Below are 21,314 nucleotides of genomic sequence, written 5' to 3'. Positions count from 1 at the left end.
TCGACCAACGCCCAATCGTCGTCACTCAGTTCACGCCTCGCCACACGAAAGTTGTACCAGCATGGTGATCACGACTCCGTACAGGCCCTAGTGCCACATAGGGCGACGTTGGCCGTGTCGGCTATCCGGCGTTAGGTGCTCACCCGGGGCGGTGCGGAACCCCGCCTCGCCCCGCGTGACGATATCGGTTTGGCGGAATCGAATTCTGAGCTCCTGTCCTCCACGTGCCTGGACGATCGTCATTCGTTGTACAGCGCGTACTTCCAGGCGCCGGCGTCGGCGCCTTCGTCGTCGATGTCCCAGAGCGCATCGTCGATGTGCTGGCGCAGTAGGTGGGCCTCATCCTCGTTGTCCAAGTGCTCCAGGATTCGGACACCCGTGATCCAGTGAGTGAGCATTCTCAGAAAGCGGTCCAAGTCGTTGGCGAGAAGGGCGCAGTCGAGGCCGCTTTCTTCGGCGTCGTAAGGGATGCGCAGTACGTGCCCGCTGGGGCCGTCGATGACGACCACGCCACCCATCCACAGAGCGATACGGAAGAAAGGCCCGGTCTCCTCGGGTGGCTCCACCTCGCTGAGCCATGGCAGCTCCTCCAGGAATCGCTCATCGCCTGACTGAAATTCGATTCCCTTCTCTCTCATGGCGGGGAGGCCGATGTCGGCAAGCACTTGGAGTGCGGTTTCGTCTGTCAGGCCTGGAGGAATGAGCGAGCTGTCCGACAGATGCTCAAGTGAGTGAATAGTGACCCTGCCCCGCGTATCCATGTCGGCGACCGTGGGATGGTGACGCAGTCCGGGCTGATCAGCAGGCGCGCAGTATGCGGCCGGTGGGTCCATCAAACTACAGGACGCCACCGGCGGCCGACTTCGCGAGCAATTCTTCGTCGGCCACACGACGGGGTACTACTCGGTACCCCAGTTGTCCAAGTCCCCATCCAAGACCTGTTCCCAATGATCGGCGTCTATGACCACCGGGTCGATCTCCTCCGCCCACTGCCGCAGACTGTGACGCGCGTTCCTTCGTTCGTCGGGCGTGCTGAAATCACTGATCAGGAACTCATGGTACAGACGGAGGAGGATGCAGAAATGCCGTAGACCCGTCGCAACGGCCACAGACGAATAGCCGGTGCTGTAGTCCTGGACGACAGCACCTGTGGATCCGTCGAGAAGTACTCGGCCGCCGGTCCATTCTCCCAGGTAGTAGAAGGGACCTTCGCTATTGGATAGATCTGCGTCAGCAGGCCACTGAACCTGAACCAGACCTGTCTTGCCCAGGTCAGCAGTGCGGAAGAAGGGGAGTTGCTCTGACAATGCGGGCAGACCGACGCTGGTGAGGAAGTTCCGGCTGTCTGAGTCGCTGAGGCCGGGCGGCAAGTCTTCCTGTGACAGCGGGCGGCATGTGCCCATCCCAAAAGTGGATTCGAGCCAAGCTCGGTCAGGAGCGCCCTCGGCCAGTGCCTGCGGAGGACAGTTCCAGAGGCCCGCCTGGGTGATAGGGCCCACAAAGGGGGCCGGGAGCGCTGTGAGGTGTGGTTGTTGACTGGCGGCGGAGTTCACATTTACCACGAAGGGGCCGGACGGCCCGACAACGAACCATTCTGACTCTGCCAACCTCTTGCTTCTGAAGGGACGGAAGGCGTCCTCGCGTCCATCGAAGATGTGCCGGACGCGCGGCCCAGTCTCGAGAAGAGGCCAGGAATGACTCTCTGCCAGCAGACTGACCAGCTCTTGCGCTCCAAATCTCTGGTCCGATGGTGCATCGGACCGCTCTGCCGTTGGCTCCCGGAACCGGCCGAAGGTCCCGAAGGGCCGGCAGTTGGTCCAGACAGTCCTCCATGGGAGCGCGACCCCTGACTCAGTTGCTATCGCACGAGCCAGCCTTTCGTCGTCTCGATTGAGAGCGCAATGATGCAGCCAGGCGACCCACTCCTCGTGGGGTGCGGCGGCGAGCCCCAGCTGCTCCAGGTAGTGGATGTCGGTGGCGATGCTCATCTGTGGGACGGCACTCGGCCAGGTTGCGGCTATGCCTTGCAGAAGACCAGCTGCCTCGAGGTTCGCCAGCACGGACCCGTCCGCCAAGACATCCTCGAGTAGTCCGGCCTGAGCGGCATGGAGGCCCACTGCTTGGGCTGCATACCGGGCGAGGGGATCAGCTGCGTTGTTGGACGATGCTCCCCGCGTATGCAGCCGTCGCAAGAGCGATGCGAGCAGCGATCCGTGGTCGACGGTATGGAGCCGCCTGAGTCGGTAGCGATCGGACTCCGCCCGAAAACCGACCTCCCTTACGGCTCCCGCAACCTCCGAGGTGGCCAGGAGTTCCGTGCGTGTTTCCGTCAGCTCTTCCAGTTGGCCAGCTGATGCCTGCACGCCGAGGCACCGGCACAGCTCTGCCCAGACAGGGAGCGAGACGGCGCGAAGTTCGGCTGCGGCCAGTACCCAGAGCGGAGGATGCAGTTCAAGCAGCCTCGCCAAGTCGGCGCATCGATCCTCATCGCTGGGTGGCGGGCTGAGGACAATGTCATTTCGGCCAGGAGCGAGGACCCACGGCCTGTCTGAGGACCGTTCTACGATGAACTGTACAGGTGGCCGCGAGAACCGTTTGAGAGTGCGGGTCACGAGCTGACTGATCCTGCTGGCTTCGTTGGAGGTGACGAACCCGTCCGCCCACTGAACATTCGCAAGGAGGGCGACCCCACCGCTCGTGATCCTCTGAGCGCCTGAGACGAGGGACGTTGGAGCGGCATTGACGCCCCATGCCACCAGCAGACGGCGTGCCACATCTTCTGCGGTCAGCCCATGACAGTCCACATAGACGGCATCGGGCATACGGCCGGACAGCTCTTGCAGGAGTCCAGTTTTTCCGGCCCCCGCCTCTCCTCGGATTGCAAGGGTTTCGTACAAGCGATGCGGCTCGGCCAGCCAGGTCTCGACCCGCTCAACCGCTCGCTCAGGTGTCAGATGCACTTGGCCCTCAGTCCTCGCTTCCGCCTGCCGCGCCCTCGTAACTACCTAACGTAACTCATGGCTTCAGGAGATCAGCTGCTCCCCTGGACTGGCCCTACTGCGTTCATCCAGGCCCTCAGCCACTCGCCGCGATACTTCACCATTTGCTCGTCGGTGAGTGCCTTCACATGCTCACGCTCGGCGTTGTCGAGGGCCTTGCCCTGCCTCACCGCTTCCCGCTTCTCGGCAGGGCTCGCGTACTCGCCCTGTTGGGCAGCTGCTTCGTGCCCCATAGCCCCTTTTCGATAACCGATCCCGTACGATATGCGTAGATCACTCTTAGGGGGATTCATTCGCACTTCTTCGGGGCGGTTCTCGCGTGCTGTCTTTGTGCGTGCGCGGGGGGCTCCAGGATCGCGCTCCATGTCATGGCTGAGATAGTCCGAGCAGTTGGCCCCGCCGGTTCCCGTCCTGTCACCGCACGGCTCGAATTCGGTAAACAAGGCCACAGTCTTGAACCGGCCAGGGTGACTGGCTTCCACGCTCCTCATCCATTCTCCCAGATGTGGTTCCGAGTGATCGTGGTGGTAGCGATCACTCCCTGGGATCGAAGAGTCGATTACGTAGTTGACTTCGACTCTGTCGCCGACCTGTTCGTGAACCTCGAGTACGGCGTAGTTCTTGCCTGACATGTCTGGTCGCATGTTGCTGTCTTTGTTTTGTTTCCAGAGTTTTTCGAACTCGTTCTCCTTCTTTTCCTTGTCTGCAGGGTCTGCACTATCCGCCTCGTGAGTTACGGCGTAATCGCGAGCTCGCGCGTCGGCTGGGGATTTGCTGTCGCCCTCCTTCATGCGCCGTACGTCGTGATTTTCGTGCATGGATACACCCGGGAGGGGGTTTATTTCGTTCTTGACCCCTTTGGGTCGGCGTCGTTCTGGGTCGCCGGCTGTGGGGCTGTTGCCTGCAGCGTGAGCTTCATGGAATGTGTTACTGATGCGAGCGATACCCGCGACAACGGCCATCTTCTGCTCAGGGTTGAGTTTCCTGAACTTCTCGCCAAGAATCTTGTTGAGTTGCGACTGGCTTAGGCGTCCATTGCTGCGCGCTTCTTCCACAACGCGGGCCAGTGAGCCGTCTCTTGCCCATCGGTGGACGTTGTCGATGACTGGCCCGAGGTCTGTTTGTGATACATGGTGAGTTTCCCGAAGTATTCGTTGTGACTCTTCTAGGGGCATATCGAAGTGCGTGTGAGTAGCTGTTTGGCGCTCGCCGAACTCGGCTGACCCGCGCACTTCTTCTGCATGGAATCTAGAGGAGCCCTCGCCCGCAGGTTCTTGCGGTGCTCCGTGATGCGGGCCGGCGGGTGCGGCCGATGGCTGGCTGGGTGTGGCGTGATGACCTGCTGAGGGTGTGGCACCTGGACCTGGGCTGTTTGCGCTTCCACTGGGCGGCCGGTGGGGCGCTGTCTCGTTTGTGCGCAGGTCCGGGGCAGGAGGCTGCCGAGGAAGGCCGCGATCGGTGGTCGGCTCGGTCGGTGCCGCATGGGGCCCGGGAGGTGTCGTGTCGTTCGTGACGGGGCGCGTGTCGGTGTTGGTGGAGCGGTCGGTCGGCGAAGGCGCCTGATGCTCACGGGTCGGATCGGCGGTGCCAGGGGTGGTGCGCGTGTCGGCCGCGTCGGTTCGGGTGGCGTTGTCCGGCGCCCGTTCGTCGCGCCGTGTGGGGGGCGTTGCGTGGTCGCCTTCGTATCCGTTGCTGCTCTCAGCGGTGGTGCGCGTGGGCCTGGGGCCCGACTCGTGTGTGGGCTCGGACGGATGGCGTGTTGAAGGCCCATCGGGCTTCGGTGTGTCCGCGTGAGTCGGCCCCTGCTCGGCCTTTGGTGAGCTGTCCTCAGTGTGCCTGTTGGTGTCGGTCTCGTCGGGGGTCTGCTTCGAGGTCTCGTCTGACGAGTCCGGTTCGGGGGCCTTGTGGTTCTCGTTCGAATCGGGGGAGTTGTCGGACTCCTGGTGGTGAGTGCCGGTTCCCTCTTGGGGGTTGTCCGACTCGTTGTGCGAGGTGGTGGTGTCCGTCGGGGTGGGGTGGATCGGGTTGCGGTTGGCGTCGAGGGGGATGTGCCAGACGCGGTCCGCGTTGGGGATGTGGAGGGGCTGGTGGCTGACCTCTCCGCTCTGGGTGTCGATCCAGATGATGTTGCCGTGGTAGTTGACGGCGTTGAAGGCGTGGCCGCCTCCGCCCGGCCAGTCGACCTGGACGATGGCCGCGGCGCCGTGGCCGGCCTGGTGGAGGTCCCAGGCGATGCGGGCGGGGGTGTCGGGGTCGCTGCCGGTGCCGGCGTATGTGTGTTCCGCGCCCGACCACCGGATCTGGTTCGCGTTGGCGTTGTTCTCGGGTGACCAGAGGTCGGGGTTGGCGTGTTCGTCCAGGTCGAGGGTACGAGGGGCTGAGACCTGGGGGTTTCCGTACCAGGTCTCGAGGAAGGAGCGGGAGCAGTCGGCGCAGTTGTTGCTTCGGCCGGGGACCTGGTTGCCGCCGTCGTTCTGGAGTTGGGACCACTGGGCGAAGGGGTCCGGGAAGCGCTGCGGGGTGCCGTCGGGATTGTGCGGCACCGCGTTGACCAGCGCGTGCTGGTCGTCGGGGTGTGGTTCGGTCAGACCGCCGGGGTAGTGGTCCAGGTCGTTGCGGATGTCGTCCAGGCTGTCCTGGTGCGGGTGGTGCTGAGTGGACGGGCCGGGGTCGGCGTGGGGCGCGCCCGGTGGCTGCGGTGTGGCACTTGTCGCGTGTGGCGGAGGTGTCGCGCCGGGGACGACGGTGTGGATCGGGACCGGCGTCACCTGGTGGTGCTGGGGGTCGTGTGTTTTGTCCGTCCCGGATTCCGGCGTCTGTGACGTGTTGTGCTGGGAGGCCGGCTGCTGCGGGGCGTTCGGGTGCGGAGGGGCGCCGGGTGCCGTGCCCGCCGGCTGGTTCGGTGACCTGTTGGGGGTGGGGCGGGTGCCCGGCGGATTCTGCGTGCCGGGAGTGCCGGATCCATTGGCGGCCTGGTTGCTCGGGTTCGAGGTCCGCTCCGGCCCGGTGCTGGACGAGGTGGGGGGCGGGGTGCCCTGGTTCGTGGCTCGGTTCTGGGCCGGGTTCGAGTTGGGGTTCGAGCTGGGGTTCGGGGTGCGGCTCGTAGACGAGTTCGGGTTCGAGTTCGAGTTGGAACTCGGGTCCGAGTTCGCGTTCGGGTTCTGGCCTCGGGTGGGTGTTGTCCGGGCGTCGGTTGCGTCAGGAGTGTTACGGGGGGCGGTGCGGTCGCCGGGTGTGGTGCTGGGGGTGTTGCGGGGGGCTGCGCGGTCGTCCGTGACGTTGCGGGGGGTCGTCCGGTCGTCCGCCCGGGGTGTCGTCCGGTCGTCCGTGCGAGGCGTGGTCCGGTCGCGGGGCGCCGTGCGGTCATCCGGGGTGTTCCGCGGTGCCGTGCGGTCGTCGGGGGTGGTGCGGGGCGGAGTCCGGTCGCCTGGTGTCGTGCCAGGCGTGCCGCGGGGCGCCGTCCGGCCGTCCTGGGCGGTGCCGGGGGTGCGCTGCGTCGGGATGCGGCCGTCCGGCGTGCCGGGGGTCCGTCGGTCGCTGGTGCCGGGTATTCGGCCGTCCCCCCCGCCGGATGTGCGGCCGTCCAGCGTCGCGGCCTGGGGTGTCCGGGGCGTCGTTGAGGACGTAGGGCTGGGGGTGGACGCGGGACCGGTTCCCGTCGGCGAGGGGGTGCTGGGTGTGGCGGAGGACGGATTCCTCGTCGGACCCGGGCTGGAGGTCGGGCTGGTGGGGCCCGGCGTGGAGGAGGTGCTGCCGGGCGTGCTCGCAGCGGCGCGCGGGGCCGGCCCGCCGCTCGTCGTCGAAGGAGGCGTGGGCGAGGTCGGCATGCCCGAGTTGCCGTCCGGACGCCCGCCGGTTCCGCTGGGGGAGTGGTCCGTCGTGGTGGGGGTGGGGGCGGCGTGGGACTGGGTGGGGGCACTGGCGGCCAGGCTGTCGATCGACGTGCCGATCCCGCCGCCTCTGCCGCCACCCGTCGGGGACGCCGTGCCGCCGGACGACGCGTGGGTGGGTGCGGCGTGCGGGGTCGGTGAGGAGATTCCGGACACGGAGGAGTGGCCGGTGCCGGTGGGGCCGGACGTGCTCGGAGCACTGGACGACGGGTCGGTGTTCGAGTCGTTGTGCGAGGCGCCACCGGGTGTGGGGTCGTCGAAGTCCGCCAGCGACGTCGTATGCCTCGAGGTCGGGACATCCGAGGAGGAAGGATTCTGCCCCGGCCCGGAGCCGGACCCGGAATCTGATCCCGAGTCGGTGCCGGAGTGGGAGTCCGGACCCACGCCCACATCCGGCGTGTGAACGCCGACGCCCCCGGTGTCGGCGGAAATCCCGCTGCCTATGTTCCTCCCTGGGCCCGAGTTCGAGTCCGAACGCGAACCCGAACCCGAACCCGAATCCGAATTCGTGTCCGAGTGCCTCGACGACGAGTCCGATCCCGACGAGCCGGAGTCGTCGGACGACGTCGACGACGAGGAGTCGGACGAGGACCCCGAATCCGAGTCCGAGTCCGACGACGACCTCGACGAGGAGTCGGACCCCTCGTGTCCGCCGTCCCCACCGTCACCGTCCCCCGTACCCGACCCGTGGTAGCCGTCGATGCGGCTGTCGATGGCGTGGTGGAAGCGGTCGCCGGCCTTGTGCCCCAGGCTGTCGCGCACACCCTCGGCCAGGGTCTGCGGGGTCTGCTTGATGGCCTCCCAGCCGGCGTCGGTGCCGGCCTTGACGGTCTGGCCGAGGTCGTAGCCCTGCTGGGCGCCGAAGCCGACGTTCACCGTCTGCCGGATGAGGTCGGTGATGATCGCCTCGATCGCCGAGATGGCGGGTTCCTTCATCGCCTCGACGATGGCTTCCATGAGCGCCTCTTTGAGCTCGTCGAAGAGGCGGCGCACGATCAGTCGAGTGACCTGGGTGGCGCCGAGCGCGCCGACCTCGGACAGGCCGAAGGTGAAGGGCGCGGCGGCCTGCGCGGCGGCGATCTCGATGGCCAGGGCGATCAGCTGCGCGATCACCGCCCATTTGGCGAATTCCACGAGGTAGGCGCAGGCTTCCATCACGTTTGCGATGGTGTAGGCGGCCTGTGCCGCGTTCGCGAGGTAGCCGTCGGAGCCGTTGCCGCCGCCGAACTTGGCGTAGGCCTTGGTGAACTTGTCGATCGACTCGCCGGCGTTGTGGGCCACCACCGTTCTGGCGCTGGCGTTCGCCGAGGCGTGCAGTTCGGTGACGTCGTCGCCGAACTTCCGCCACAGGGCCGCGGACTCTCTGAGCTTGTCCTCGTCCGCCGTCGGCCAGTGGTAGCCGAGCATCTCGAGAACCCATTCGAGCTCGTCCGGCAGCATCATGGACACAGCACACACACCCCCGTCGGCAACCGGCGTCCAACTCCCTCACCCATCAAGGGAAATCACGCATCGAACAGCCGTGGGCACAGCTTACGGACTCAATCGCAGTCAACTTCAGAGGATTGCTGTCACAAATCTGTCGCAGGCCAGGCTGCTTGACGGCGAAAAAGGTCAAGCCCCGCCTTCAAGACAAGTGATGATCAGGGCTCTTGCCGACGACGCATATGGTGCGGACCCGTAGGCAAGTCCACCTGCCCGTCGTACTGAGCGGTGATGTCCCGCCAGGCGGCGTCCTCGTCGCCCTCGTTCCGCTCGTGCCGCACGCCCATCTCGGTGAAGGCCAGCCCCATCCCCGCGAGCCGTTCCGCCAGGCTGCCCATCGACTGGTACATGCCGTCGCGCAGGCCCTCGTAGGCGACCCCGAACTTCTCGCCGATGTCGTCGTCGCCCCATGGCGGGGTGGCGCCGTTGCCGCCTTCCAGCGCGGACAGCCCGTCATGCAGGCTCTTCACCGCCTTGCTGAAGTCCTGGCCCACCGTGAACATGTTGAAACCCTCGGCCTTGAGGACCGAGGGATCGGCGCGCAGCCCGTCGCTGGCCACAACTGCCCCCCGTGAATCGGCACTTGTTCGACGGACAACCCTAGTGGGCGCACCAGGCCCGGACCCACCCCCGGCCCCTCATCCCCTCCAACCCCACACATGCCGCAGGGGCGGCACCAGCAGGTGCCGCCCCTCCGAATCGCCGTACCGGCCTTGACGGGAGCTCAGAACCGCGCCGGAAGCCACCCGGTCTGGATCAGCTGCCCCCCACGCCGGCGCGTGTGGAAGTACCCGCGCCCGGGCGGCAGCTGCGAGGGAGTGATGTTGCCGAGCAGCGCACCCTCGGTCCGGTCGCCGGAGAGCACGATGCCCTGGGCGCCGAGCTCACGCAGGCGCTGCATCACCGGCTCGTACAGCGACCGGCTGGCGCCGCCCGACGAACGCGCGATGATGACGCGGAGGCCGATGTCACGCGCGAAGGGCAGATACTCGAGCAGAGGGGCCAGCGGGTTCATGCCCGTGGCCACCAGGTCGTAGTCGTCGATGATGACGAACGCGTCCGGGCTGCTGTACCAGCTGCGGTTGCGCAGCTGCTCCGGTGTGACGTCCGGACCGGGCATGCGACGGCTCATGGAGCCGGCCAGCCCTTCCAGCGTCTCGGTCAGGGCGGGCGCCGACGCGCAGTAGCGCGACAGGTGTGACTCCGGCACACCCTCCAGATGGGCGCGCCGGTAGTCACCCATGACGATCTTGGCCTTGTCCGGCGCGTAACGCTCGGTGATCTGCTTGATGAGCAGCCTGAGCACCGCGGACTTCCCGGACTCGCTCTCACCGAACACGATGAAGTGCGGGTCGGTCTCGAAGTCGACGAAGACCGGCGCGAGGGCCGACTCGTCGATGCCGATGGCGACGCCGCGCTCCGGGTGCTGGAAGCCCTGCGGCAGCCGGTCCGCCGGCAGCAGGGTGGGCAGCAGCCGTACGGCCGGGGCGTGGCTGCCCTGCCAGTTGTCGTTGACGCCGCGGACGAGGATCGTCGTCGCCTCCGACAGGTCCTTCGTCTCCGAAGAACCGTCGACCCGGGGCAGCGCCGTCATGAAGTGCAGCTTGTCCAAACTGAGGCCGCGGCCCGGCATGGTGCTGGGAACGTTCTGGGCGACCTTGCGGTCGATCTCCGACTCGGTCGGGTCACCGAGCCGCAGCTCGATGCGGTTCTGCAGCATGTCCTTGAGCGCGGGCCGCACCTCGGTGTAGCGGCTGGCGGTCAGGATCACGTGCACACCGAAGCCGAGACCGCGCGTCGCGATGTCGGTGACGGCGGCCTCCAGCAGCTCGTAGTCCATCTTGAAGGTCGCCCAGCCGTCGATGACGAGGAAGACATCACCCCAGGGCTGGTCGGGCAGCAGCCCCGAGGCCCTGCGCTGCCGGTACGTCTGGATGGAGTCGATGTTGTTCGCGCGGAAGTACTCCTCGCGCGTGTTCAGGATGCCCTCGACCTCGCTGACCGTACGGCGCACCTTCTCCGCGTCGAGCCGGTTGGCGACCCCGCCGACGTGGGCCAGCTCCTCCATCGAGATCAGACCGCCACCGCCGAAGTCCAGGCAGTAGAACTGCACTTCGGCGGGGGTGTGGGTGAGGGCGAACGACGAGATGAGCGTGCGCAGCAGAGTCGACTTGCCGGACTGCGGACCACCGATGAACAGACCGTGGCCCGCACCGCCCGAGAAGTCCCGGTACAACACGTCGCGGCGCTGCTCGAACGGCTTGTCCACCAGGCCGACCGGCACGTTGAGCCGGCCGAGCGCCGTGTACTCGGGCGCGGTCAGGCCGCGGTCCGGGGTGACGGCCAGCTGGGGGAGAAGCTGGTCCAGCGAGGGCGCCTCCTCGAGCGGCGGCAGCCACACCTGGTGGGCGGGCGGCCCCTGGTTGACCATCCTGCCCACGATGACGTCCAGGACGGTGTCGGCGAGCGCGTCGTCCACCCCGCTGTCGGCCTCCGGCTCCTCGACCACCGGCTGCGCGGGCAGCGCCACGTGTGCCGCCGTGAACAGCGCGGGCCGCAGCTGGGTGGAGCGGTGCACCCGGGACGGGCCCTCGCCGTGGTACGGCCCCGACACGTACGCGGCCTTGAAGCGGACCATGGTGTCGGTGTCGTACCGCAGATAGCCCGAGCCGGGGATCGACGGCAGGTGGTAGGCGTCCGGGACACCGATCGCCGTACGGGACTCGGCGGCGGAGAAGGTGCGCAGACCGATCCGGTAGGACAGGTAGGTGTCCAGTCCGCGCAGCTTGCCCTCCTCCAGGCGCTGCGACGCCAGCAGCAGGTGCACACCCAGCGAGCGGCCGATACGGCCGATCTGGATGAACATGTCGATGAAGTCCGGCTTGGCGGTGAGGAGTTCGGAGAACTCGTCGAGCACGATCACCAGCGAGGCCATCGGCTCCAGCGCGGCGCCCGCCGCACGGGCCTTCTCGTAGTCGTGCAGGTTGGCGTAGTTGCCGGCCGTGCGCAGCAGCTCCTGACGGCGCTGCATCTCACCCGTGATCGCGTCCCGCATGCGGTCGACGAGCGTGAGGTCGTCCGCGAGGTTGGTGATGACGGCGGCGGTGTGCGGCATGTCCGCCATGCCCGCGAAGGTCGCACCGCCCTTGAAGTCCGCGAGGATGAAGTTCAGGGTCTCCGAGGAGTGCGTCACCGCGAGACCGAGCACCAGCGTGCGCAGGAGCTCCGACTTTCCGGAGCCGGTCGCGCCGACGCACAGCCCGTGCGGGCCCATGCCCTCCTGCGAGGCCTCCTTGAGGTCGAGCATGACCGGCTCGCCGTTCTCGCCGACACCGATCGGCACCCGCAGCCGTTCGTGAAGCGTGCGCGGGCGCCAGGTGCGCGAGACATCGACCGAACCCGCGTCGCCGATGCCCATGAGATCGGTGAAGTCCAGGTTGGACAGGAGGGGTTCGCCCTCCTCCGCGGTGCCGACCCGGAAGGGGGCGAGCTGCCGGGCCAGGGACTCGGCCTGCGCCGCGTTCAGCACATCGGGCTTTCCGGAGTACGCGGACTCGTGTCCGACGAACAGCCGCATGCTGTCGGGCTTGGCGTAGACCGTCAGACCGGCGCGCAGCTCTTCCTCCAGCTCTCCCGGGGCGATCTCGAGGAAGGTGACGCCCTGGAGGCCCTCCACACTGGCGAGTTCGGAGTCCGGCGGCACCGTGCCCCCGTCGAGAACCACGATCAGGTGCGGCTGGTCGTACACCGGGTTCGCGTCCCGGTTCCAGCGAGGCCTGTCCTCCAGCTGGTCCGCCAGGGCCTCCTCCAGCTCACCGAGGTCGTCGAAGAGGAGCCGGGCCGAGCCCGCTCCGTCCTTGGCCTTGGGGTGCTGGCTGTGCGGAAGCCACTTGATCCAGTCCCAGTCCGCCGCCGCGGAGGGGTGCGCCACCACGGCGACCATCAGATCCTCCGGCGAATGCAGCGTCGCCAGCTGGGCCAGGGCCGCGCGGGCGTTGCCGTAGACCGTGTCGGTGTCTCCGCACATCGTCACGTGGTAGAAGGCGCGCAGCGAGACGGAGACGGGCAGGTCGGACAGACTGCCGTGAGCGTCGAGGAAGGCCTTCATGGCCGCCGCCGTCAGCGGCTCCAGCTCCTCCTTGGGCGCGGTCTCCGGGGCGACGAGCGGAGTGTTCAGCTGCTGGGTGCCGCGGCCTATCCGTACGGAGGCGAAGTCCGCGTCGGTCGGGCGCCGCTCCCACAGCCGCCTGCCGTCGGCCGCCAGTGCCCACAGCTGGTCCGGGTCGGGATGCTGGAAGAGCTGGCTGCTCCGCTGGAGCTCCGCGGTCTTGTGCACATCCTTGCGCACCTGCTCGAGATAGCGGAAGTAGTCACGCCGGTCCTGGGCCATCCCGGCGCCTCCGCCCTGCCGGGACTTGGCGAACTGACCGATCGCCATGGCCACGGTCGAGGCCAGCATCAGCCCGCCGACCACCCTCATGTACGAGGGCAGGCCCGGCATGAAGAAGAAGCCGACGGAACCCAGCATGCCCATCATGGGCAGCAGGGTCATCAGCATGCCCTCTTCGCCCTCTCGCGGAATCTCGGGCGGCGTCTCGAGTCTGACCTCGCCGTCCGGGACGACCGGGGGCGCTGTTCGCGGCGGCCGTTTGATGATGACGACGCTCACCGATGCACTCATCCTTCGCGATTGATACGTCTTGGCACCGACGCCCCCGTGTACCGCGACCTGTTCTCGTTCGCGTAGGCGTCGTCCGCGCAGGCGTCGATCCTACTGATGCGGAAAGTGCCCCAGAGCGCGAGGACGATGGAGATGCTGGGGGGTCCTGGGAGAAAAGAGGTAGGCACGACCTGTGCCTGTGGCCGCAACGGATAGGGTGGCGCTCCGCGTCGCACGAGCGACGTGAAGACGTGAAAAAGACGTGAAGAAGCCTTGTCTGTCAGGGGGAACTACCAGGTGAGCACGGGGACTTCGACGGGTTTCTGCCGAATCACCATCGCAGCGCCGGACAGCCGTGTCGATGTCGCGCTGCCGGAGGACCTGCCGATCCAGGACCTCTTTCCCGAGATCGTCAGGCTCTCGGGTCTGGTCCAGTCGGACACCAGCCCCGCCGGCTACCACCTCGTACGGCGTGAGGGCCAAGTACTCGACGCGAGCCGGTCGTTGCTGGAGCACCGGGTCAGGGACGGCGAGGTGCTGCTGTTGCGGACGTTCGCCGATTCGCTGCCGCCGGCCGTTCACGACGACGTGGTCGACGCGATCGCCGCCGCGGTCAAGCAGGACATCCGCAGCTGGAACGACAACCTGATGCGGGTGGCCGGTCTCGTCTCCGGCGCGCTGCTGCTGGTCATGCTCGGCTTCGTCTTCTGGTTCGCGGATCCGATCCGGCACGACATGCACGGCCTCCAGGGCATCCTCGCCGGCGTGGTCGCACTGGCCCTGACGGCACTCGCCGGTGTGCGGGCCCGGGTGTACGACGACCGCGGTTCCGCCGTCGCGCTCGGCGTCTCGGCCCTGCCGCACGCACTCATCGCGGGCTCCGGCGTCATCCCCCAGGACGCGGGTGATGGCCCCGGCAGGATCCAGTTCCTCGTCGGCTGTGTCACCGTGCTGCTCTTCTCCATCGTCCTGATCATGCTGCTGCCCCAGGGAGACGCCCCCTTCGTGGCCGCCGCGCTGGCCGCCGCGATCGGCACGCTCGCGGTGTTCTGCGGTGTCCTCACCGACGCCAAGCCCCGGGAGATCGCCGCGGGCACCTCGGTCGTCGCGCTGGCCGTCGTCGGCTTCCTGCCCGGCTGGTCCGCCCGCTTCGCCAAGCTGCCGATCGGTTTCCGCAACCCGGAGGACCTGGCCAGGGCCCGTCGCGAGGGCCGGGAGGGCGACCTGGAGGCCGTCGACGTCCAGCGCATCGTCGCCCAGACCAGCCGGGGCCACGAACTGCTGCTCGGACTGGTCGGCGGTTGCGCCGCCGTCGTCATCGGCGCGAGCGGCGCGGTGCTCGGCTTCAGCGACAGCGGCTGGGCCCAGCTGCTCGCCCTGTGCACCGGCCTCGCCGCCATGCTGAGGGCCCGCCTGTTCCGGTACACCGCCCAGGTGACGTGCCTGTTCGTGGCCGGTGTCGTCACGCTCGGTCTGCTGGTCCTGGGCCTCGCCATCTCGCCCCCGGCCGACATCCTCCTCGAACTGGTCAAGGGCAACTCCGCACCCGTCGACGTACGGACCCTGTGGCTCGGCGCCTCGGTCGCCGCCGGCGTGCTGCTCCTGATCGCGATCGCCCTGATCGTGCCGCAGAAGGGGCTCTCCCCCTTCTGGGGGCGCATGCTGGATCTCGCGGACTCCCTGGTGCTGCTCTCCCTGGTCCCGGTGTGCCTGGCCGTCCTCGATGTCTACGGCAAGGTCCGCGGCGGCGTCTGAGGTCCGCCCGCCGGCCGCCGGGCCACGGGCGGAAAACCGGCCACCGCGGGCTGGTACCCTGTGTGACGGCCGTTCGTGTACGCACCCCCGGACCCCGCCCGAAGCCCTCAGGGGCCGTAGGGATCTGGAGGCCGCGCTCAGCGGATCCCCGCCTTCCGAGTCGTGGAAGTTCTCCTGAGAAGAAGACCAGGAGCGCTCGGTGGCATTCATGAAGACTACGAGGAGTACGCGTGTCGCTCGACGCCGCTACGAAGAAGCAGATCATGTCCGAGTTCGGTACCAAGGAGGGTGACACCGGCTCCCCCGAGGTCCAGGTCGCGCTGCTGTCCCGCCGCATCTCCGACCTGACCGAGCACCTCAAGACCCACAAGCACGACCACCACTCCCGTCGTGGTCTGCTGATCCTGGTCGGTCAGCGTCGCCGCCTGCTGCAGTACCTGGCCAAGAAGGACATCCAGCGCTTCCGTGTGCTGGTCGACCGCCTCGGCATCCGCCGCGGTGCGGCGGGCGCCAAGTAAGACGCCGTGAAGGGGAGCGGTTCCCAGACGAAGGGGACCGCTCCCTTTGCTGTACGTGCGGACTGTCACCGCCGCTTTGTAGTGTGGTAGCACAACACCAGACGTACGACACCGTGTGAGCGGCGTCCGGAGTAACCGGACGCGGCCCCATACACCGAACGAGGAGAAGCGCACCTCGCCGCCGCCGGTCCTCGGTAGTGGCCCCCGGGGGGAAGTGAGCCCCGGGTGCTTCGATCGAAGACCGGCCCGCACCAGATGGAGCGCTTCTCCGCCACCGTCCCCCTGCCACACGGGCAGCCAGGGACGAAGACGAGGAGAAAACGCTAGTGGAGAACGAGACCCACTACGCCGAGGCCGTCATCGACAACGGCTCTTTCGGCACCCGCACGATCCGCTTCGAGACGGGCCGCCTGGCCAAGCAGGCCGCAGGGTCCGCCGTCGCGTACCTGGACGACGACACCATGGTGCTGTCGGCCACCACCGCGTCCAAGAACCCCAAGGACCAGCTCGACTTCTTCCCGCTGACGGTCGACGTCGAGGAGCGGATGTACGCGGCCGGGAAGATCCCCGGTTCCTTCTTCCGCCGTGAGGGCCGTCCCTCCGAGGACGCCATCCTCACCTGCCGGCTCATCGACCGCCCGCTGCGCCCGTCCTTCAAGAAGGGCCTGCGCAACGAGATCCAGGTCGTCGCCACCGTCATGGCGCTCAACCCCGACCACCTGTACGACGTCGTGGCGATCAACGCCGCGTCCGCGTCCACGCAGCTGGCCGGTCTGCCCTTCTCCGGCCCGATCGGCGGCGTCCGCGTCGCGCTGATCAACGGCCAGTGGGTCGCCTTCCCGACGCACTCCGAGCTCGAGAACGCCGTCTTCGACATGGTCGTCGCGGGCCGTGCCCTGGAGGACGGCGACGTCGCCATCATGATGGTCGAGGCCGAGGCCACCGAGCACACCATCAAGCTCACCCAGAGCGGCGCCGAGGCCCCCACCGAGGAGGTCGTCGCCGCCGGTCTTGAGGCCGCGAAGCCCTTCATCAAGGTGCTGTGCAAGGCCCAGGCGGACCTCGCCGCGAAGGCCGCCAAGCCGACCGCCGAGTTCCCGATCTTCCTCGACTACCAGGACGACGTCCTGGAGGCGCTGACCGCCGCCGTCCGCCCCGAGCTGGCCCAGGCGCTCACCATCGCCGGCAAGCAGGAGCGCGAGGCCGAGCTGGACCGCGTCAAGCAGCTCGCCGCCGAGAAGCTCCTGCCGGAGTTCGAGGGCCGCGAGAAGGAGATCTCCGCCGCGTACCGCGCGCTGACCAAGCAGCTGGTCCGCGAGCGCGTCATCAAGGAGAAGAAGCGCATCGACGGCCGCGGTGTCACCGACATCCGCACCCTGGCCGCCGAGGTCGAGGCCATCCCGCGGGTGCACGGCTCGGCGCTGTTCGAGCGCGGCGAGACGCAGATCCTGGGCGTCACCACGCTGAACATGCTGCGCATGGAGCAGCAGCTCGACACCCTCTCCCCGGTGACGCGCAAGCGCTACATGCACAACTACAACTTCCCGCCGTACTCCACGGGTGAGACCGGCCGCGTCGGCTCCCCGAAGCGCCGCGAGATCGGCCACGGCGCCCTCGCCGAGCGCGCCCTGGTCCCGGTCCTGCCGGCACGCGAGGAGTTCCCGTACGCGATCCGTCAGGTGTCCGAGGCCCTCGGCTCCAACGGCTCGACGTCCATGGGCTCGGTGTGCGCCTCCACCATGTCGCTGCTGAACGCCGGTGTGCCGCTGAAGGCCCCGGTCGCCGGTATCGCCATGGGTCTGATCTCCCAGGAGATCGACGGCGAGACGCACTACGTGACGCTGACCGACATCCTCGGCGCCGAGGACGCCTTCGGCGACATGGACTTCAAGGTCGCCGGCACCAAGGAGTTCGTGACCGCCCTCCAGCTCGACACCAAGCTGGACGGCATCCCGGCCTCCGTCCTGGCCGCGGCGCTCAAGCAGGCCCGTGACGCCCGTCTGCACATCCTCGACGTGATGACCGAGGCCATCGACCGGCCGGACGAGATGTCCCCGACCGCCCCGCGGATCATCACCGTCAAGATCCCGGTCGACAAGATCGGTGAGGTCATCGGCCCCAAGGGCAAGATGATCAACCAGATCCAGGAGGACACCGGCGCCGAGATCACCATCGAGGACGACGGCACGATCTACATCGGTGCCGCCGACGGCCCGTCCGCCGAGGCCGCCCGCGCGGCGATCAACGCCATCGCCAACCCGACCATGCCGGAGGTCGGCGAGCGCTACCTGGGCACGGTCGTGAAGACGACCACCTTCGGCGCGTTCGTCTCGCTGCTCCCGGGCAAGGACGGTCTGCTGCACATCTCGCAGATCCGCAAGCTCGCCGGCGGCAAGCGCGTGGAGAGCGTCGAGGACGTGGTCGGCGTCGGCCAGAAGGTCCAGGTCGAGATCGCCGAGATCGACTCCCGCGGCAAGCTCTCCCTCATCCCCGTGGTCGAGGGCGAGGAAGCGGCCGACGAGGCGAAGGACGACACCGACAAGTGACGTCCCGTGGCTCCAAGGCGACGGCCCGCACCTCCTCCGAGGCGCGGGCCGTCGCCCGTACCCAAACCCTCATCCAGGGCGCGAACGGCATCGGCACCGTCCGCAAGACCACCCTTCCGGGTGGGCTGCGCGTCGTCACCGAGACCCTGCCCTCCGTGCGCTCCGCCACCTTCGGCATCTGGGCGCACGTCGGCTCCCGCGACGAGACGCCGTCCCTGAACGGCGCCACCCACTACCTCGAGCACCTTCTGTTCAAGGGCACGCAGCGGCGCAGCGCGCTGGACATCTCGTCCGCGATCGACGCGGTCGGCGGCGAGATGAACGCGTTCACGGCGAAGGAGTACACGTGCTACTACGCGCGCGTACTCGACACCGACCTGCCGCTGGCGATCGACGTCGTCTGCGACATGCTCACCGGCTCGCTGATCCGCGAGGAGGACGTCGACGTCGAGCGCGGCGCGATCCTCGAGGAGATCGCGATGACGGAGGACGACCCGGGCGACTGTGTGCACGACCTCTTCGCACACACCATGCTCGGCGACACCCCCCTCGGCCGCCCGGTCCTCGGCACGGTCGACACGGTCAACGCCCTGTCCGCGGAGCGCATCCGCCGCTTTTACCGCAAGCACTACGACCCCACCCACCTGGTGGTCGCGTGCGCCGGAAACGTCGACCACAACAAGGTCGTACGCCAGGTGCGCGCAGCCTTCGAGAAGGCCGGCGCGCTCACGCGCTCGGACGCCGCGCCCCACGGACCGCGTGACGGCCGCCGCGCCATCCGCACGGCCGGCCGGGTCGAGCTGCTCGCCCGCAAGACCGAGCAGGCGCATGTCGTCCTCGGCATGCCCGGTCTGCCCCGCACCGACGACCGTCGCTGGGCACTCGGGGTGCTGAACACGGCACTCGGCGGCGGCATGTCCTCCCGCCTGTTCCAGGAGGTGCGGGAGAAGCGGGGCCTCGCCTACAGCGTGTACTCGTACACGTCCGGCTTCGCGGACTGCGGCCTGTTCGGCGTGTACGCGGGCTGCCGCCCGAGCCAGGTGCACGACGTGCTCAAGATCTGCCGTGACGAGCTGGACCACGTGGCCGAGCACGGCCTGTCCGACGACGAGATCGCCCGCGCCATCGGTCAGCTGCGCGGCTCCACGGTCCTCGGCCTGGAGGACACCGGCGCGCTCATGAACCGTATCGGCAAGAGCGAGCTGTGCTGGGGCGACCAGATGTCCGTCGACGACATGCTGGCGCGGATTGCCGCGGTCACCCCGGACGACGTCCGGTCCGTGGCCCGGGACCTCCTCGGACAGCGGCCCTCGCTGTCGGTCATCGGCCCGCTGAAGGACAAGCAGGCGTCCCGTCTGCACGAAGCGGTCGCCTAATCCCCTCCGGTAAGGAAGCAAGAGAGATGAGCAAGCTGCGCGTGGCGGTCCTGGGCGCCAAGGGCCGGATCGGTGCCGAGGCGGTACGGGCCGTCGAAGCCGCCGAGGACATGGAGCTGGTGGCCGCCCTCGGCCGGGGCGACAAGCTGGAGACCCTCGTCGACACGGGCGCCCAGGTGGCGGTGGAGCTGACCACGCCGGACTCGGTGATGGGTAACCTCGACTTCTGCGTACGGCACGGCATCCACGCCGTGGTGGGCACGACCGGCTGGACCGACGAGCGCCTCGCGCAGCTGAGGGCCCGGCTGGCCCAGTCACCGCAGACAGGCGTCCTCATCGCCCCGAACTTCTCCATCGGCGCCGTGCTGACCATGAAGTTCGCCGAGGTGGCCGCCCCGTACTTCGAGTCCGTCGAGGTCGTCGAGCTGCACCACCCGAACAAGGCGGACGCCCCGAGCGGCACCGCCACGCGCACCGCGCAGCTGATCGCCGCCGCGCGGGAGAAGGCGGGCAGCGCCCCGCAGCCCGACGCCACGGTCACGGCTCTGGACGGCGCCCGCGGGGCGGATGTCGACGGCGTCCCGGTGCACGCGGTTCGTCTGCGCGGCCTGCTCGCCCACCAGGAGGTCCTGCTCGGCGGCGAGGGCGAGACCCTCACCATCCGCCATGACTCGCTGCACCACAGCAGCTTCATGCCGGGCATCCTGCTCGGCGTCCGCCGTGTCGTGACCACTCCGGGCCTCACCTTCGGCCTGGAGCACTTCCTCGATCTGAAGTAGCCGTCCATGCGCGCGAAGATCACCTACGCCGTCACGGCCGCTGTCCTGGTCGTCTACTTCGTCCTGGTCGGCAGCCGCGGTGTGCTCCTGATCCAGAGCGGCACCGCCCTCACCGTCGCCTTCGGTGTCGCGGTGCTGATCCTGCCGGTCATCGGTATCTGGTTCCTGTGGAAGAACACCCAGTTCGTCCGCAAGGCCAACCGGCTCGCCGCCGAGCTGGACGCCGAGGGCGGTCTGCCCGTCGACGAGCTCAGGCGCACTCCCAGCGGCCGGATCGACCGTGCCTCCGCCGACGAGGTCTTCGCCAAGCGCAAGGCGGAGACGGAGCTGGCCCCGGACGACTGGCGCAGCTGGTTCCGGCTGGCCGTGGCCTACCACGACGCCCATGACACGCCCCGCGCCCGCAAGGCGATGCAGCGGGCGATCGCCCTGCGCGAGAAAAAGCCGGTCACGCCCTGACGACCGGCCGTACGGACGCACAAGGGGCCGCCCGGGACCTGAGATCCGCGGGCGGTCCCTCGGCGTAGCGCCTCAGGGCCGGCCGTACTCCGCGGCCCACGCCTCGACCGTGTCCGCCGCCCGGTCGAAGGCCTCCGGGCGCGCCAGGAAGTCGGCGCCGTGCGTGGTCAGCAGGGGCGGCAGATCCTCGGCGGCACGGTCCTTGCGCACGAGGACCAGCGCCTGCCCCTGCACCGTGCGGGGAAGCCCGAGCCAGCGCACCGGCTGCTGCACCGTCCGCACCGACGCGACACGCTCCCAGGGCGCCGTACGCGTGCCGAGGAAGCCCACCCGGCGCAGGCCGTGCGCGCTCACCCACACACCCATGCGCAGCGACCGCAGAGCCCCGGCGACGACGACCAGCCCGATGACCAGGACCGTGGCGGCGCCGGACAGTGTGCCGGTGAACGCGATGATGACGGCCGCGAAGAGCACGTACGAGGCCAGGAGCAGCAGGAGCGCGGCCGTGCCCACCCGCCAGGGACCGGGGCGGTAGGGGCGCCGCCAGCGGTTGCGGTCGTCGTACGGCAGCGGAAGATCGTCCGCTGCCTCGTCAGCACGGTCGGCCGTCAGGAAGGGCAGGGGCACGACTGATCCTCACTCGGTCACGGGGCTGTGCCCGGTGAGGCTATCGAGCCGTGTCCCGGCTCACCACCCTTGGGGGGCCGGGGGAGTGCCTGCGGCCGACCGGACCGCGGGAGGGCCTCACCCGCGGGGGGTGCCTCTATGTCTTCCGTCAAGGCATCCCTGTCGGGTTTGGGGTGGTTCGGGGTTGCTGAGGTTATGCGGCGAGCTCGACGTCTTTCGG

12 protein-coding genes are annotated in these 21,314 nt (G+C 68.3%); 6 read left to right on the top strand and 6 right to left on the bottom strand.

What is annotated here, in order from left to right:
* Window positions 1-239: 239 nt before the first annotated feature.
* The 5 genes from ABZ823_RS30175 to eccCa form a co-directional block, all read right to left on the bottom strand.
* Window positions 240-761: an SUKH-4 family immunity protein gene (locus ABZ823_RS30175; RefSeq protein ID WP_361666015.1), complete on the bottom strand. Its 522-nt coding sequence runs from the start codon at window positions 759-761 to the stop codon at window positions 240-242.
* Window positions 762-899: 138 nt separating this feature from the next.
* Entirely contained in the window at window positions 900-1,988 is a 1,089-nt protein-coding gene (locus ABZ823_RS30170; RefSeq protein ID WP_361666014.1) for an SUKH-4 family immunity protein, read from the bottom strand.
* Between the two features lie 1,043 nt (window positions 1,989-3,031).
* The gene (locus ABZ823_RS30165) at window positions 3,032-8,332 is read right to left on the bottom strand and encodes a toxin glutamine deamidase domain-containing protein (protein WP_361666013.1); all 5,301 of its coding nucleotides are present in this window, start codon (window positions 8,330-8,332) and stop codon (window positions 3,032-3,034) included.
* A gap of 200 nt (window positions 8,333-8,532) precedes the next feature.
* Entirely contained in the window at window positions 8,533-8,934 is a 402-nt protein-coding gene (locus ABZ823_RS30160) for a hypothetical protein (protein WP_361666012.1), read from the bottom strand.
* A 164-nt stretch (window positions 8,935-9,098) separates the two neighbouring features.
* Window positions 9,099-13,043 (bottom strand): type VII secretion protein EccCa, encoded by a 3,945-nt coding sequence (gene eccCa, locus ABZ823_RS30155; protein ID WP_361666011.1) that lies wholly within the window; start codon window positions 13,041-13,043, stop codon window positions 9,099-9,101.
* A 288-nt stretch (window positions 13,044-13,331) separates the two neighbouring features.
* Here eccCa and eccD point away from each other — a divergent pair, with 288 nt between their 5' ends.
* From eccD to ABZ823_RS30125, 6 genes are all read left to right on the top strand, one after another.
* A complete protein-coding gene (gene eccD, locus ABZ823_RS30150; protein ID WP_361666010.1) occupies window positions 13,332-14,789 on the top strand; it encodes a type VII secretion integral membrane protein EccD in 1,458 nt (485 codons plus the stop codon).
* A gap of 230 nt (window positions 14,790-15,019) precedes the next feature.
* A complete protein-coding gene (gene rpsO, locus ABZ823_RS30145; RefSeq protein ID WP_361666009.1) occupies window positions 15,020-15,307 on the top strand; it encodes a 30S ribosomal protein S15 in 288 nt (95 codons plus the stop codon).
* 326 nt (window positions 15,308-15,633) lie between these two features.
* Entirely contained in the window at window positions 15,634-17,853 is a 2,220-nt protein-coding gene (locus ABZ823_RS30140) for a polyribonucleotide nucleotidyltransferase (RefSeq protein WP_361666008.1), read from the top strand.
* Window positions 17,850-19,229, top strand: a complete 1,380-nt coding sequence (locus ABZ823_RS30135) for a pitrilysin family protein (protein ID WP_361666007.1) — start codon at window positions 17,850-17,852, stop codon at window positions 19,227-19,229. The genes ABZ823_RS30140 and ABZ823_RS30135 overlap by 4 nt, the downstream gene beginning before the upstream one ends.
* 26 nt (window positions 19,230-19,255) lie before the next feature.
* Window positions 19,256-20,008, top strand: a complete 753-nt coding sequence (gene dapB / locus ABZ823_RS30130) for a 4-hydroxy-tetrahydrodipicolinate reductase (protein WP_361666006.1) — start codon at window positions 19,256-19,258, stop codon at window positions 20,006-20,008.
* Between the two features lie 6 nt (window positions 20,009-20,014).
* Complete coding sequence (locus ABZ823_RS30125; protein ID WP_361666005.1) at window positions 20,015-20,467, top strand: tetratricopeptide repeat protein; 453 nt, start codon at window positions 20,015-20,017, stop codon at window positions 20,465-20,467.
* Window positions 20,468-20,539: 72 nt separating this feature from the next.
* Here ABZ823_RS30125 and ABZ823_RS30120 read toward each other — a convergent pair whose 3' ends face one another.
* A complete protein-coding gene (locus ABZ823_RS30120) occupies window positions 20,540-21,094 on the bottom strand; it encodes a PH domain-containing protein (protein ID WP_361666004.1) in 555 nt (184 codons plus the stop codon).
* Window positions 21,095-21,314: the final 220 nt, after the last annotated feature.

It is taken from the genome of Streptomyces sp. NPDC047079 (genome assembly GCF_040643755.1).
In the GTDB taxonomy this organism is placed as follows: domain Bacteria; phylum Actinomycetota; class Actinomycetes; order Streptomycetales; family Streptomycetaceae; genus Streptomyces.
This window is presented reverse-complemented; position numbering and strand designations above follow the sequence as displayed.